The sequence below is a fragment of the Streptomyces sp. 1331.2 genome (assembly GCF_900199205.1).
GTDB lineage: Bacteria > Actinomycetota > Actinomycetes > Streptomycetales > Streptomycetaceae > Kitasatospora.
In genome coordinates this window covers 604,998-620,134 of record NZ_OBMJ01000001.1, presented here as the reverse complement: position 1 = coordinate 620,134, position 15,137 = coordinate 604,998, and the positions used below count along the sequence as shown (strand labels likewise).

12 protein-coding genes are annotated in these 15,137 nt (G+C 71.6%); 8 read left to right on the top strand and 4 right to left on the bottom strand.

Annotated features, from left to right (window positions below):
- The first annotated feature begins 107 nt into the window (after nucleotides 1-107).
- Both CRP52_RS02735 and CRP52_RS02730 read left to right on the top strand, forming a co-directional pair.
- A complete protein-coding gene (locus CRP52_RS02735) occupies nucleotides 108-2,417 on the top strand; it encodes a glycoside hydrolase family 27 protein (protein ID WP_179852667.1) in 2,310 nt (769 codons plus the stop codon).
- A 244-nt stretch (nucleotides 2,418-2,661) separates the two neighbouring features.
- A complete protein-coding gene (locus CRP52_RS02730; RefSeq protein WP_097234898.1) occupies nucleotides 2,662-4,002 on the top strand; it encodes a GH1 family beta-glucosidase in 1,341 nt (446 codons plus the stop codon).
- A gap of 168 nt (nucleotides 4,003-4,170) precedes the next feature.
- Here CRP52_RS02730 and CRP52_RS02725 read toward each other — a convergent pair whose 3' ends face one another.
- From CRP52_RS02725 to CRP52_RS02710, 4 genes are all read right to left on the bottom strand, one after another.
- Entirely contained in the window at nucleotides 4,171-4,992 is an 822-nt protein-coding gene (locus CRP52_RS02725; protein ID WP_257032245.1) for an anti-sigma factor family protein, read from the bottom strand.
- Entirely contained in the window at nucleotides 4,989-5,555 is a 567-nt protein-coding gene (locus CRP52_RS02720; protein WP_097234897.1) for a sigma-70 family RNA polymerase sigma factor, read from the bottom strand. Before CRP52_RS02720 ends, CRP52_RS02725 begins: the two co-directional genes overlap by 4 nt.
- Nucleotides 5,556-5,613: 58 nt before the next feature.
- Nucleotides 5,614-6,624, bottom strand: coding sequence for a DUF1996 domain-containing protein (locus tag CRP52_RS02715; RefSeq protein WP_097239786.1), 1,011 nt, complete (start codon nucleotides 6,622-6,624; stop codon nucleotides 5,614-5,616).
- Between the two features lie 72 nt (nucleotides 6,625-6,696).
- The gene (locus tag CRP52_RS02710) at nucleotides 6,697-7,323 is read right to left on the bottom strand and encodes a hypothetical protein (RefSeq protein WP_257032244.1); all 627 of its coding nucleotides are present in this window, start codon (nucleotides 7,321-7,323) and stop codon (nucleotides 6,697-6,699) included.
- 370 nt (nucleotides 7,324-7,693) lie between these two features.
- On the opposite strand from CRP52_RS02710, the gene CRP52_RS02705 reads away from it, so the two are divergent.
- The 6 genes from CRP52_RS02705 to CRP52_RS02680 all read left to right on the top strand — a co-directional run bounded on the left by CRP52_RS02705 (nucleotide 7,694) and on the right by CRP52_RS02680 (nucleotide 15,098).
- Entirely contained in the window at nucleotides 7,694-8,068 is a 375-nt protein-coding gene (locus tag CRP52_RS02705) for a hypothetical protein (protein ID WP_097234896.1), read from the top strand.
- 632 nt (nucleotides 8,069-8,700) lie between these two features.
- The gene (locus CRP52_RS02700) at nucleotides 8,701-10,341 is read left to right on the top strand and encodes a glycoside hydrolase family 27 protein (RefSeq protein WP_097234895.1); all 1,641 of its coding nucleotides are present in this window, start codon (nucleotides 8,701-8,703) and stop codon (nucleotides 10,339-10,341) included.
- Nucleotides 10,342-10,611: 270 nt separating this feature from the next.
- A complete protein-coding gene (locus CRP52_RS02695; protein ID WP_097234894.1) occupies nucleotides 10,612-11,706 on the top strand; it encodes a sugar ABC transporter substrate-binding protein in 1,095 nt (364 codons plus the stop codon).
- 76 nt (nucleotides 11,707-11,782) lie between these two features.
- The gene (locus tag CRP52_RS02690) at nucleotides 11,783-12,562 is read left to right on the top strand and encodes an ATP-binding cassette domain-containing protein (protein ID WP_097234893.1); all 780 of its coding nucleotides are present in this window, start codon (nucleotides 11,783-11,785) and stop codon (nucleotides 12,560-12,562) included.
- A complete protein-coding gene (locus CRP52_RS02685) occupies nucleotides 12,559-13,836 on the top strand; it encodes a sugar ABC transporter permease (RefSeq protein WP_097234892.1) in 1,278 nt (425 codons plus the stop codon). Before CRP52_RS02690 ends, CRP52_RS02685 begins: the two co-directional genes overlap by 4 nt.
- A gap of 29 nt (nucleotides 13,837-13,865) precedes the next feature.
- The gene (locus tag CRP52_RS02680; RefSeq protein ID WP_097234891.1) at nucleotides 13,866-15,098 is read left to right on the top strand and encodes an ROK family transcriptional regulator; all 1,233 of its coding nucleotides are present in this window, start codon (nucleotides 13,866-13,868) and stop codon (nucleotides 15,096-15,098) included.
- The last annotated feature ends 39 nt before the right edge of the window (nucleotides 15,099-15,137 follow it).

Sequence of the window (15,137 nt, the reverse complement as noted above, 5' to 3'; positions counted from 1 at the left end):
CCGCACCGTCGGGCCTTCCGGACCCGACGGCGGTCGGTTCCGCGCGATCGTCCGTTCCGTCCGCCCGCCCGCGCCGGCGGCGCCTCGCCACGGCGCTGAGTGCCACGATGATCATCGCCGGAACACTGACGGTCACGGCCGTCAGCACCCCGACCCCTGCCGAGGCGGTGGTCCCGCCCGGCGCGAACGGCGCGACGACGCCGCCGATGGGCTGGAACTCCTGGTACTTCTACAACAACGACTACTCCGCCCAGAACATCGCCGACCAGGCGGCCGGACTCGCGACGCCGAACGCGAACCTCGGGCTCAACGGCTCCGGCCGCCACAAGAGTCTCGCCGACCTCGGCTACCGCGACGTCAGCCTCGACGGCGGCTGGTGGACCCAGAACGGCACCGGGCGCGACGCCAACGGCGTCATGGTCCCCAGGCCCGGCTTCCTGACCGGCGCCCAGACCAAGGCGGTCACGCTGTCCAACGGCACCACCGTCCCCGCGCGCGCGTTGAACACCATGAAGGACCTCACCGACTACGTGCACGCCCTCGGCATGCAGGCGGGCATGTACACCGACACCGGCGCCACCGGCTGCGGCGGCCAGCACGGCAGCGGCGGCAACGAGGCCAAGGACGTGACCACGTTCGCGGACTGGGGCTTCGACTGGGTGAAGGTCGACCACTGCGGCGGCATCCCGTCCGGTTACAGCACGGTCATGGCGGACTACAAGGCCTGGGGCAGCCTGACGGCCAACGCGAAGACCTCCACCGGGGTGACGCACCCGCTGGCGCTGGAGATCTGCGAGTGGGGATCGGGCGCTCCGGACGGCCCGTGGACGTGGGGTGGCTCGGCGGCCCGCACCTGGCGCAACGGGCGCGACATCACGGGCAACGCCGGCTACGGGACGACGTCCAACGGCGGCGCGACGTGGATCAACTGGGATCAGGTCTCCGAGAGTTTCAACCTGAACGACCACCCCAGCAACGAAGCCCCCGGCCAGTACAACGACCCGGACTACCTGCTGATCGGGCCCGGCTTCGGCGACAACCCGAGCACCGGGCAGCAGCAGACCCACGGCACCTCCGGCACCCTCTGGGGTCTCACCCCGGACGAGCAGCAGTCCTACTTCGGGATGTGGGCCATCCAGGGCGCGCCGCTCGTGCTGGCCACCGATACCACCAACCTGACCGCGGCGACCGCGGCCGTCGTCGGCAACGAGTCCGTGATCGCCGTCGACCAGGACAGCGCCGTCCACCAGGGGCAGAAGGTCCTGGACAACGGCAGCGTCCAGGTCTGGTCCAAGCAGTTGGCGGCCTCCGGCACCCGGGCCGTCCTGCTGGTGAACCGCAGCAGCACCCCGCAGAACCACTCGTTCACCACGCAGAACCTCGGCCTGAACGGCACCGCCTCGGTGCAGAACCTCTACACCGGCGCGAACCTGGGCACCGTCAGCTCGACCGGCGCCCAGAACTTCACCCTGGCCCCCCACCAGTCCGTGATGCTCAAGCTCACCGGCGCCACCGAGCAGCAGCCGGAGACGGTCCTCGTCCCGACCGCGTCCGGTGTGAGCCAGAAGACCTGGAACGGCAGCACCTGGTCGGCCTGGCAGAGCCTGGCGCTGGGCACCGCCGGCACCACCGGCCCCGGCTCGATCAAGGGCGAACCCGCCGTCGTCTCCAGCCCGGGCGGCACCGACGTGTTCGTCCGGGGCGCGGACAACGCGCTGTGGCAGAACACCTACAAGAACGGCGCCTGGGGCAGCTGGACCAGCCTCGGCGGCACCATCACGGCCAGCCCCACCGCGGCGAGCCTCGGACGTGACCGCATCGACGTGTTCGTCCGCGGCACGGACGGCAAGGTGTACCAGAAGACCTTCCAGCAGACGCCCGGCGCGAACGACCTCCCGGCCTACTACTACGGCGTCAACTGGACGAGCAGTTGGGCGTACCTGGACGCACCCGACTCGACGACCATCGTCGGCGCCCCCGCCGCGGTGGCCTCGCTCAACCGGATCGACGTCTTCGCCCGCGGCACCGACAACGCGCTGTGGCAGAAGAGCTACGTCAACGGTGAGTGGACGGGCTGGACCAGCCACGGCGGCACGCTCTCCTCGTCGCCGACAGCGGTCAGCGGCGGCCCCGGCCAGATCGAGGTGTTCGCCGCTCTGGCGCCCACCAACAGTGTCGGCCAGCTCAGCTGGACTGCCGCAGCCGGCTGGTCGTCCTCCTGGTACGACCTCGGCCGCGCCGTGGCCGGTGCGCCGACCGCGACGCAGGTGGGTGCCCGGGTCAACGTCTACGCCCGGGCCACCGACAACACCCTGTGGCAGTGGTACCGGATCGGTACCGGACCGTCCGGAACCTGGCAGCAACTGGACAGCACCCTGGCACTGACCGGTAGCCCCGCAGCGGCCGGCCACCTCTAGGCAGGACCGTCACCTCCTGGCATGGTCGGCTCGGTGGCCCGTCGCGCTCCTCGGAGCTCGACGGGCCACTGCTGGTGGATCAGGGTGACGCGATCCGGTTGGTGGGCCGAGCGGCACCGCTGGCTGGAATTCCCGAAGGACCTTGACGTTTGCCTGCTCAGAGGCGGCGTGGTGACGGTCCTCTGGCGTTCTGATGACACGTCGATAACATGAGGACTCCTCACATTCTTGTCAGGAGGCTGTCATGCCGGATCGCTTCGACCTGCCGGCGGGGTTCCGCTGGGGTGCTGCCACTGCCGCGTACCAGATCGAGGGGGCGGTGGACGAAGACGGCCGCGGCCCGTCCGTCTGGGACACCTTCTGCGCCCGGCCCGGGACCATCCGCGACGGGCACACGGGGGCGGTGGCCTGCGACCACTACCACCGGTACCCCGAGGACATCGCCCTGATGAGGGGCCTCGGGTTGGGCGGCTACCGCTTCTCCGTCTCCTGGTCCCGTGTCCTGCCCACCGGCAGCGGGCCGGTGAACACCGCCGGACTCGCCTTCTACGACCGACTCGTGGACGCACTGCTGGAAGCGGGCATCACCCCGCTGCCCACCCTCTTCCACTGGGACCTCCCGCAGGCCCTGGAGGACCACGGCGGCTGGCTGAACCGCGACACCGCGTACCGCTTTGCCGAGTACGCCGCGATCGCCGCCGACCGGCTCGGCGACCGCGTTCCCGCCTGGATCACCCTCAACGAGCCCTTCGTCCACACCGTGTTCGGCTACGCCCTCGGCACCCACGCCCCCGGCCGCACCCTGATGTTCGAGGCCCTCCCGGCCGCCCACCACCAGCTCCTCGCCCACGGCCTGGCCGCCTCGGTCCTGCACGAACGCGGCTTGGAGGCGATGCTCTCCAACAACCTCACCCCGGTCGAGCCGGCCTCCGACTCCGCCGCCGATGCGGCCGCCGCCGAGGCCTACGACGCCCTGCACAACCGGCTGTTCACCGACCCCGTCCTGCTCGGCCGCTACCCCGACCTCTCCGTCCTCGGCGTCCCCGAGGACATCTACGGCGCCGTCCTCCCCGGCGACCTCGACCTCGTCCACACCCCCGGCCTCGACGGCCTCGGCGTCAACTTCTACAACCCGACCCGCGTCGCGGCCCCCACCGACCCGGGCCTGCCCTTCGACCTGGTCGACATCCCCGACGTCCCCCACACCGCCTTCGGCTGGCCCGTCGTCCCCGACGCCCTCCGCCGACTCCTCCTCGGCCTCCGCGACACCTACGGCAAAGCCCTCCCACCCGTCACCATCACCGAGAACGGCTGCTCCGTCACCGAGGAGACCGTCCCCGACCAGCCCCGCATCGACTACCTCGCCACCCACCTCGACGCCCTCGCCCGCGCCTCCGCCGAAGGCGTCGACATCCGCGGCTACTACACCTGGTCCCTCCTCGACAACTTCGAATGGGCCGAGGGCTACCACCAGCGCTTCGGCCTGGTCCACGTCGACTTCGAGACGCAGAAACGCACCCCCAGGGCCTCCTACGCCTGGTACCGCGACCTGATCGCCGCCCATCGGGCGGGGAAAGCGATGTAGGGGTCGGTAACCTTCGGGCCGGGTAGCCAAGTTGGGAATGCCTGTGACTGGTAGTCACGATCCACTGCGGCTCGGGCCCGGCCGGGGAGGCGGCGGGGCGTCGGGGCGCGCGGGGGCGTCGGGGCCTGCCCCGCCCGCCGGACCTCGGGTCCGGCGGGCGGCGGAGGGCTACACCGGGACGGTCACGAAGGTCTGCCCGGACTCGTTGACGACCGACACCGAGACCACGTCCTCCGGTGCGACGATCGCCGAACCGTCCAGCGTGGTACCGGACTTGGCGCCGACGGCGGAGACCAGCCAGCTGCCCGCGTCCGCCGTCGTCCCGCCCCTGGCGTTGACCACCAGGTGGCAGCGCTGGCCGGCCGGGATGCCGGTGACCGCCGCGTTCACCCGCACCCAGCCCATCGCCGGGGTCATCGTCAGCGTCATGCGGGCACCGGTGGCCGGATCCGTCACGGAGCCGGTCCTGGTCCCGGCCGGCGGCGGGGTGACGGTCGCGGTCGTCGCTGCGGTCGGGGCCGGGCCGACGGCCACCGGCGGCGCGGTGACCGTGCCGCGGCCCATCGCGATCCCGAGGACCAGCGCCGCCGCCGCCGCGACGGCCGCGACCGTGCCGATCCGGGTCCGGCGCCGGACCAGCGCCGAGCCGCGTTCCGCCCGTGCCTGCCGCAGGGTGCGCTGCAGCAGCAGATCACCGCCCGTGGGCGGGCCGTCCACCATCAGCTCGGGCGGCACCTCGCCCAGGACGGTCTCCAGCTCCCGCAACTCGGCCACCTCCTGTCGGCAAGCGGGGCAGTCGGCCAGGTGCCGTTCGACCGCCGCCGACTCGGCCGGATCCAGCACACCCAGCACGTAGGCGCCGACGAGTTCGGCGATCCGCTCGGGCGGCACCGGGCCCGTACCGTCCGGGCCCGTACCGTCCGCGCCCGTACCGTTCGTGTTCACGTCTTCCGTGCCCATGCCGCCCGTACCCGCGTCGTCGCTGGTCACACCGACACCTCCTGCCACGTCCCCGTCCTGTCCCTGTCGGTGTACGAGCGCCTGAGCGCCCGGAGCGCGTAGTGCGCACGGGACTTGACCGTCCCGGCGGGAATGCCCAGCTGCTCCGCGGCCTCGGTGACCGACAGCCGCTGGAAGTAGATCGAGCGCAGCACGTCGCGGTGTTCGGGGGAGAGCCGCTCCAGCGCCTGCGACATCACCAGTGTCTCCACCACGCCCTCAGCATGGTCGCGCTGGACCGGAACGGTGGCCGTCGCCTCGGAGACCTCCGCGACCTCGGGCGGCCGGGCGGCCCGGGCCCGGAACCGGTCGGTGATCAGGTTGCGTTCCACGGTCAGCAGCCAGCCGCGCACCGATCCCCGGGACTCGGTCAGCGCCTCGGGATTGCGCCAGGCCCGGATCAGCGTCTCCTGGACGGCGTCCTCGGCCGCCGCGCGATCACCGGTGAGGCGGACGGCGTAGGCGAGCAGCGCGCCGCCGTGCTGCTCGTAGAGCGTTCGGATCAGTGCCTCGTCGGCGGCGTCCTGCCGCGCGCCCGGTCGTGTCCTCGCCATCCGCCCATTCCTCCGTCGTCGGGTACCACGTCCAGCACGTACGCGGTGGCCGTGCGGTTCAACCGGATTCCCGACAGGTGCGGTTCTCGTTCAGGCAGGCCGTCACGGAGGCCATCTGCCGGTCGGTCATCAGGCCGACGTACACGGCGTGGTCGGTGAGCGGGCTGTGCCGCTGCTCGGGGAAGGCGTCCAGGGCGAAGGCCCGGGGCGGGGGCGGGCGGTAGCCGACGGTCACCCGCAGGTGCGGGATCGCGAAGGTGCCGTGCGGGCAGAGGCCGCCGGCGGACGGGAACCGCACGTGGGAGCGGTGGTCAGGGCTGTCCGTGCCGCGTCCGTCCCAGCAGCTGGGGAAGTCCAGGGTGCGGGTGAGCAGGCTGCCGGCGGGGCAGAGCGGGTAGCGGTCGGTGGTCGTGCGGTCGGCGAATTCCGTACACCCCCAGCGGGCGCCGGCCTCGGCGCCGCCGTCGGTGGCGGCGGTCGGGTCGCCTTCCAGGAGGCGGAGGAAGCGCGGCATCGGCACGACCTTCGACCACGGATTGCCGAGGTACTCGATGGAGACCCGCTCGGGAGCGAGGATCTCGCCGGGGGCGTCGTGCGGGTCGTCGGAGGCCGCCACGGCGGTGCTCGGCGCCGGGGCGACGCGGTCGGTACGGCGCAGCACCGGCCAGTAGAACGTCGAGCGGTCGCCGTCAGTGCAGGTGGTCGGGGCCGCGGCGAGGCTGCCATCGGTGGAGTCCGCGTCCGTGGAGAGGTTGCCGACGTAGTCGTGCACGTGGTGGGCGCCGCCCACCGTCCCGGGGGAAACCACCACGTTGTCCGCGTTGCGGTGGCCCTCCTGGTTGCGTCCGCAGTCCTGCGCGTACGAGCCGCCGGAGGCGTCCGGGCCGACGGCCGGCGGCGCGGGAGCGGTGGCCGCCACCGCGGTGATGTCGACGAACGCGGACGCCTGTTCCCGCCCGGCCGGCCGGAACCGGAGCGCCAACAGCGACAGCCCCAGGACGAGGCAGAGCAGGACTCCGAGCGGGAGGGCGACACCCCCCGACCAGTGGTGATCGCGGTTCCGGTGCACCGCGACAGTCTGGGCGACGGGTCCCCGCACGGGCAAGGCGGCGCCGGGGGCCCCGCCGCCGTGCACGGCCGGTCAGTAGCCGCCGGAGTAGCCGCCGCTCTGCGCGGTGGTCGGCGACGCGGCCTGTCCGGTGGTGCCCGGCGCCTTCTTCCCCTCGGGCGTGCTCGCGAACCAGGTGCCGCCGACGCCCTGGCCGTTGGTCTGCCCCGCGGCGGTGTCCCCGGCGAAGCGGTAGAGCGGCCAGCCGTTGAGGGTGACCTGCTTCGTGCCGTCCGGCCGGGTCACGCTGCCGACCAGGGCGGAGTCGACCCCGCTGACCTGCACCGCGTCCTGGGCGGTGAGCGGCGGCCACTTCGCGGCGCAGGCGTCGGTGCAGGTGCTCGCGGACGGCTTGGCGGTGTCCTTGTCGAAGCGGTACAGGGTCCGGCCGGCGGCGTCGGTGACGACCGGCCCGAGCGTGGCCGACTTCACGGCCACGAGCCGGACCCCGCCGGTGCCGCCGGTGGCCGGGGCTGACGTCGTGGCGGCCGCGGCCGGAGGGGTGGCGGCGGACGTGGCCGCGCTCCCGCCGGAGTTGTCGGCCGTGTCCGGCCCGCAGGCGGTGGCGGCGAGCGCGAGCACGGTGATCCCGGTGGCGGCGAGCATCCGGCGCGCGGTGAACCGGGGCGCGGCGAACATGGGCGTGGCGAACTCCGGCATGGTGAACTCCCCCTGGAGCGTCGGTGTTTGGCGATCCGGGCGGTGTTCGCCCGGGCACCCTCCACACGAGTCCCGCAGGGGAACGGTTCAACGTCGGCGGGAAGTTTTTTCTCCGGCTCCGTCCCGGCCTGGTCGCGGCCTGTTTCCTGGGGGACCGGACCCGCAGTGCCACGTGGTGTGGTCAGAGGCGGGCGGACATGCTCGTCAGGAGTGCGGCTGCAGTCCCGTCGGGCCCGTGGGTGCGAACGCTTCGGTTCAACCGAGGTGACGTGATGCTCGTCCTATCCGGACCGTTGAACCGCGGAGGGCCGCGGGTCGTCATGGGGGTCGAGCGACGCGATCATCGCGTCCCGAACGAAGGAGACCTCTTATGACCGGCAGGCTCGTCACCAGGCTGTCCGTGGCCGCTGCGTCGACTTTCGCGGCTGTGGCCCTGTGGGCCACGCCCGCCCTGGCCGGCGACCTCACGACCCGGTACGCCGTGGCCGATGCCCAGCCGGCGGCCGCCGCAGGGGACGATGATCTGGCACGGCAGATCGAGCAGGCGGAGGAGCGCCTGCGGGAGGCCGATCCGGACGCCGCTGCGGACCGCGACACCGAGCGCCGGATCGCCGCGGACCAGCGAGACATCAAGGACGGCCTCGCCTCGGGGGACTCCGCGCAGATACGCCGGGCCGTCGAGGACGAGCAGGCCATTGCCGCCGCAGAGCGGGCCGCCGAGGAGGGGGACTCTGAGGCGGCATAGCAGATCGAGCCTGAGCTCGGACGACGGCCCGTCATCGTGGAGGAAGGCCCCGGTGAAGCCGGGGAGCCGGGCCCGGGCCCGGTGACCGACGAGAGGCGGGTCCGAATGCCTGCGGACGGTGGTTGCGGGACAGGCCTCAGGGCCTGTCGGGCGGAGGTGTTGCTCCAGCGGAGGTTCTGCGCCCGTCCGCAGACGGCCTGCCGCTCTCACCCTCGCCGCCGAACTGCCGCCCGGAGCCGAAGCCGACCAGCTCCGCGAGTCGGCCCGCCTGACCATCCGTGAGCCGGGGGCTGACCTGGCTGCTGCAGGCACTCTGACGGAACGGCACCTGTGACCCGGTGGTCGCGCCAGGGGGCGGCCACCGGGCGGCGCGCAGTGTTGCAAGAAGGGTTGACACTGTGTGCAGGGTGCTGGAAGCTCCCATTGGCCGACGCCGGGGACATTCACCCCGGTGATTTTTTCGACGACTGATTGTTAGCGATAACAATCATGAAGCCGCACCGGAACCCGGCGCGCAGTGCTCCCAGCTCTGAGTCCCACCTCCCGCGACGGTGGGGCCGGTCCAGCCCCTGGTTTGTCATGCTCACGAAAAATCACCTCCGCCATCACCCCACCCACAGGAGGCGACCACCATGCTCCCTGCGAACCTGCGCAGGACGCTTGCCTGCGTCCTCTCGGCGTTGTTCCTGTCCTTGGCGCTTCCGCTGCTCTCGCTGGCCGCGGCCCCGCCGGCTGCAGCGCTGGGCAACGGTCTGGCGCTCACGCCGCCGATGGGTTTCAACGACTGGAACGCCTACGGCTGCAACGTCTCCGAGCCGCTGATCAAGAGCACGGCGCTGGCCATGCACAACAACGGCATGCAGAGCGCCGGGTACCAGTACGTCAACATCGACGACTGCTGGATGACCCACGCCAGGGGCTCCGACGGGCGGCTGGTGCCTGATCCGAACAAGTTCCCCGACGGGATCAAGGGCACCGCCGACTACGTCCACTCGCTGGGGTTGAAGCTGGGCATCTACGAGGACGCCGGACTGCAGACCTGCGCCGGCTTCCCGGGCAGCCTGGGCCACGAGACCACGGACGCGCAGAGCTTCGCCGACTGGGGCGTGGACTACCTGAAGTACGACAACTGCTATGCGGGGCCGGGCTGCGCGCAGAACACCTGCACCAACGGCACCAAGGCACCCGCGCAGACCCGGTACGCCACGATGCGCGACGCCCTGGCCGCGACCGGTCGGCCCATCCTGTTCAGCCTGTGCAGCTGGGGCGAGGACAGCGTCTGGACCTGGGGCGCCGGCGTCGGCAACAGCTGGCGCACCACCGGTGACATCAACGCCAGTTACGGCAGCATGCTGTCGATCTTCCACAGCAACGTGAACCTGGCCGCGTACGCCGGGCCCGGCCACTGGAACGACCCGGACATGCTGGAGGTCGGCAACAGCCCGCTCACCGACACCGAGGCCCGCTCGGAGTTCAGCCTGTGGGCGGAGATGGCAGCCCCCCTGATCGCCGGCACCAACGTCGCCTCGGCCAGCCCGGCCACCCTGGCCACGCTCACCAACGCCCGGGTGATCGCGGTGGACCAGGACCCGCTCGGCAAGCAGGGCATCCTGGTGTCCTCCGCCGGCGGTCTCGACGTGCTGGCCAAGCCGCTGGCGAACGGCGACGTCTCGGTGGCGCTGTTCAACGAGACCGGATCGACCGCGACCATCAGCACCTCCGCCGCCGCGATCGGGAAGACCGGCGCCGCCGGCTACGGCCTCACCGACCTCTGGTCCGGCGCGACTTCGACCACCACCGGCACCATCAGCGCCTCGGTGCCGGCGCACGGCACCACCCTGTTCCGCGTCGCAGGCGGCAGCGGCGGCGGCACGGACCAGACCGGCCCGGTGCACGCGGTCGGTGCGGGCAAGTGCCTGGACGTGCCGAACTCGACCACCACCCCGGGCACCCAGGTACAGATCTGGGACTGCATCAACCAGCCGAACCAGACCTGGACCCGCACCGCCTCCGGCCGGCTGACGGTCACCTCGGGCGGCACCCAGATGTGCCTGGACGCGTACAACGGCCAGACCTCGCCGGGCACCAAGGTCGAGATCTGGACCTGCAACGGCCAGACCAACCAGCAGTGGAAGGTGAACACCGACGGCACCGTCACCGGCGTCCAGTCCGGACTCTGCCTGGACGTCAGCGAAGCGTCGACGGCGAACGGCGCCCTGGTCCAGCTGTGGGCCTGCAACGGGCAGAGCAACCAGCAGTGGAAGCTCGGCTGACCACCGCTCGAAGCCTCATCCGGGCCCGGCTCCGGCTCGCCCACAGGGCGGTGCCGGTGTCGGGCCCGGATGCGTGACGGATCGGTGGCCGCCGAGGGCGTTGCGCACGAAGGGTCGGCACGAGGGGTTGGCGGGCCTCACCGTAGGCCGTATGTTGTCGCAGGCAACAAAAGGGGCCGGTCGCTTCCCGCTGCGTGCCCGTGTCCTTCCCCACCCTTCGTCAGCCGCACGTCCGGCGCTGTTCGGACACGCCTCGAAAGGACCCTGCCCATGCGCAAGGGATTCCTGTTCGCCACCGCTGCCGTGTCAGCGGCCCTGCTCTCCACGGTCACCGCCTGCAGTTCCTCGGGCTCAGGGACCGACTCGGCGGGCGCCAAGAAGCCGAAGATCGGCGTGATCCTGCCGGACAGCAAGTCGTCCGTCCGCTGGGAGACCGCGGACCGGCCGTACCTCGCGGCGGCCTTCAAGGCCGCCGGTGTGGACTACGACATCCAGAACGCCGAGGGCGACAAGCAGGCGTTCCAGACCATCGCCGACCAGATGATCACCAGCGGCGTGAACGTGCTGGTCATCGTCAACCTGGACAGCGGCACCGGAAAGGCCGTCCTCGACAAGGCCAAGGCCCAGGGCGTGGCCACCGTCGACTACGACCGGCTCACCCTCGGTGGCTCCGCCCAGTACTACGTCAGCTTCGACAACACCCAGGTCGGCAAGCTCCAGGGGCAGGGCCTGACGAAGTGCCTGAACGAGACGGGCGCCAAGAACCCCGTCGTCGCCGAACTCAACGGCTCCCCGACGGACAACAACGCCACGCTGTTCGCAGGCGGCTACAACAGCGTGCTGGACCCGCTGTACGCCTCCGGGGAGTACACCAAGGGCCCCAACCAGTCGGTGCCCGACTGGGACAACGCCCAGGCCCAGACCATCTTCGAGCAGATGTACACCAGCCAGCCGAACATCGCCGGGGTGCTCGCGGCCAACGACGGTCTGGCGAACTCGGCCATCGCCGTGCTGCGCAAGAACCACCGCAACGGGCAGGTGCCGATCACCGGTCAGGACGCCACGGTGCAGGGCCTGCAGAACATCCTCGCAGGCGACCAGTGCATGACCGTCTACAAGGCGGTGAAGAAGGAGGCCGACGCGGCGTCGGCCCTCGCGGTGGAGCTGGCCCGCGGCAAGAAGAGCCAGACCAGCGCCACCGTCAACGACCCGACGGGCAAGCGTGACGTCCCGGCGGTGCTGCTGACCCCCGAGGCCATCACCAAGAGCAACGTCCAGGACGTCATCACCGACGGCTACGTCACCAGGGCGCAGCTGTGCACCGGGGACTACGACGCGCTGTGCACGAAGGCCGGCATCAAGTAGCGCGCCCGGCCCCACCAGTGGGCCCCGGCGGCCGGCGCCGCGGGGCCCACTCCGCCAATCCCCAGGAGCCTCACCCATGACAGAAACACCGATTCTTGAGTTGCGCGGGATCAACAAGAGCTTCGGCCCCGTCCAGGTCCTGCACGACGTCGCGCTCAGCGCCCACGCGGGAGAGGTCACAGCCCTCGTCGGCGACAACGGCGCCGGCAAGTCGACGCTCGTCAAGTGCATCGGCGGGATCCACCCCATCGACGCCGGGGACTACCTCTTCGAAGGCCGGCCGGTCCAGGTGCACAGCCCGCGCGACGCCGCCGAACTCGGCGTGGAGATCGTCTACCAGGACCTCGCGCTGTGCGACAACCTCGACATCGTCCAGAACATGTTCCTGGGGCGGGAGAAGCGCCGCGGCATGGTGCTCGACGACTCGACCATGGAGGAGATGGCCGCCGCGACGCTCAAGGGGCTCTCGGTGCGGACCGTCAAGTCCCTCCGCCAGAAGGTCTCCAGCCTCTCCGGCGGCCAGCGCCAGACCGTGGCCATCGCCAAGGCGGTGCTGTGGAACAGCAAGCTCGTGGTCCTCGACGAGCCCACCGCGGCGCTGGGCGTCGCCCAGACCGCGCAGGTCCTGGAACTCGTGCGCCGGCTGGCCGACAACGGCCTGGCCGTCGTGCTCATCTCGCACAACATGAACGACGTCTTCGCGGTCTCCGACCGGATCGCCGCGCTCTACCTGGGACGGATGGCCGCTCAGGTCAGGGCCTCCGACGTGACCCACGCTCAGGTCGTCGAACTGATCACCTCGGGCCGCAGCGGCGACCTGGGCCCCCGGACCACCCCCAACGGAGCCGCCGCATGACCTCCGCCCTCGCCCCCCAGAAGCCCGAGCCGCCGAACCGGCCCACCGACTCCGCGGAAGGCCGGCCTCCGACCGCCGGCCTGGGCGACATCGGCCGCGGCTACCTCGACCAGGTGCGCGCGGGCGAGCTCGGCGCCCTTCCCGCCGTCGCCGGCCTGGTCGTGCTGTGCGTGTTCTTCGCCCTCCTGCGCCCGGTCTTCCTGTCCAACCTGAACTTCGCCAACCTGCTCACCCAGAGCGCGGGCAGCATCGCCATCGCCATGGGGCTGGTCTTCGTCCTGCTCCTCGGCGAGATCGACCTGTCCGCCGGATACGCCAGCGGCGTCTGCGCCGCCGTCCTGGCCATCCTGCTGACCAACCACGGCTGGCCCTGGTACGCCGCAGTGGCTGCCGCCGTGCTGACCGGCGCGGTCATCGGCCTGCTCATCGGGACGCTCGTCGCCAAGGTCGGCATCCCCTCCTTCGTGGTGACGCTGGCCGCGTTCCTCGGCTTCCAGGGCATCGTCCTGATCCTGCTGAAGGAGGGCACGAACATCTCCATCAAGGACCCCACCATCCTGGCCATCGCGAACGACAACCTGAGCCCCGCCCTCGGCTGGGTCCTGCTGGCCTGCTGCGCCGCCGGGTACACGGCCCTGCAACTGCGCCGCAGCCGCGACCGGCGCGGCCGGGGCCTCGCCGGCACCCCGGTGGCACTCCTCGCCGTCCGGACCGGCACCGTCGTCGTGCTCGGCGGCGTGGCCGTGTACCTGCTCAACCAGGAGCGCAGCCGCAACATCGTCATCGGCTCCCTCACCGGCGTGCCCCTCGTCGTACCCGTGATCGGGGCCCTCGTCCTGCTGGGGACGTTCACCCTGCAGCGGACCGGCTTCGGCCTGCACATCTACGCCGTGGGCGGCAGCGCCGAAGCCGCCCGCCGGGCCGGGATCAACGTCGCCTTCATCCGCACCGCCGCGTTCGTCATCTGCTCCTGCCTGGCGGCCGTCGGTGGCATCATCGCCGCCTCCCGGGGCAACTCGGTGGACCCCAACACCGGCGGGAGCAACGTCCTGCTGCTCGCAGTCGGCAGCGCCGTCATCGGCGGCACCAGCCTGTTCGGCGGTCGCGGCCGCGTCGTCGACGCCGTGCTGGGCGGTCTGGTCGTCGCGGTGATCCAGAACGGCATGGGACTGATGGGGTACAGCTCGGGCGTCAAGTACGCTGTCACGGGATCGGTTCTGCTGGTGGCCGCCGGTGTGGATGCCATGTCCCGCCGCCGCACAGCCCGACGATGAGCCCATTCCGAAGATGAGGGTGGCCCGCGATGAAAGCCGCTCCTTCCCAGGAAGAGGTCCGCCAGCACAACCTGGGCGCGCTGCTGCGCCACGTGCATTTCGACGGGCCCACCTCGCGGGCTGTCCTGGCCGCCGAGTTGGGCCTCAACCGCAGCACCATCCTGGGCCTGGTCGGTGACCTGGCGGCCGCGGGCCTGGTCCGCGAGGAGTTGCCGCGCGAGACCGGCCGGGCCGGGAGGCCTTCGCTGGTCGTCCGGCCGGAGTCCACTCGCGTGCACGTCCTGGCGGCGGACCTGGGCGTGCAGCGCCTGGCGGCAGCCCTCATCGGACTCGGCGGCGTGTTCCTGGACCGGCGCGAGTGCCCCTGGCCCGACGGACACCCCCAGGACCCCGCGCGAGTGGCCGCCGTCCTCGCGGGATTCGCCCACGAGATGCTGGCCGGCGCACCGGCCGGCAGCTCGTGCGTCGGCGTCGCCGTGGCGGTACGCGGCATCGTCCGCCATCCCGACGGGCTGGTCAGCCTCACCCCCAACATGGGCTGGAAGGGCGTCGACTTCGCCGGGGCGTTCGCCGACCGGCTGCGCCTGGACCTGCCGGTCCTCGTCGCGAACGAGGCCAATCTCGGTGCGCTCGCCGAGCACCGGCGCGGCATCGGCCGCGGAAGCCAGAACCTCGTCTACCTCCACGGCGAGACGGGCATCGGCGCCGGAGTGATCATCGACGGTGAACTCCTGCGCGGCCAACGCGGATACGCCGGCGAGGTCGGCCACATGACCGTCAACCCGCACCGGGGACGGCCGTGCGGCTGCGGCGCCCGCGGCTGCCTGGAGGCCGAGGCAGGTGAGCGTGCCCTGCTGGAAGCCGCCGGCCGGGACGGCCGCGTCACCGGGGCCGACGCCGTGCAGTCGGTGGTGACCGCCGCCGACCGCGGGGACGTCACCGCACGGGAGGCTCTGCACCGCGTCGGGGACTGGCTCGGCATCGGCATCGCGAACGTCGCCAACCTCTTCGATCCGGACCTGGTCATCCTCGGCGGCACCCTCCGGGAGGTCTTCCTCGGATCCGCCGCACAGGTGCGCAGCCAGATCAACACCAATGCCCTTGCCGCGGTGCGGGAGAAACTTCGGCTGCGGGTCAGCGAACTCGGCGCTGACACCGTCCTGATCGGCGCCGCGGAACTGGCGTTCGCCGAGGTGCTCACCCGACCGCTGGAGACGCTCACCCGCACCTCGAAGCAACTGACGCTCTCCGAACCGGAGTAGACCGGCGGACCGCGGGCGTCGTGAGGCGCCCGCGGTCCA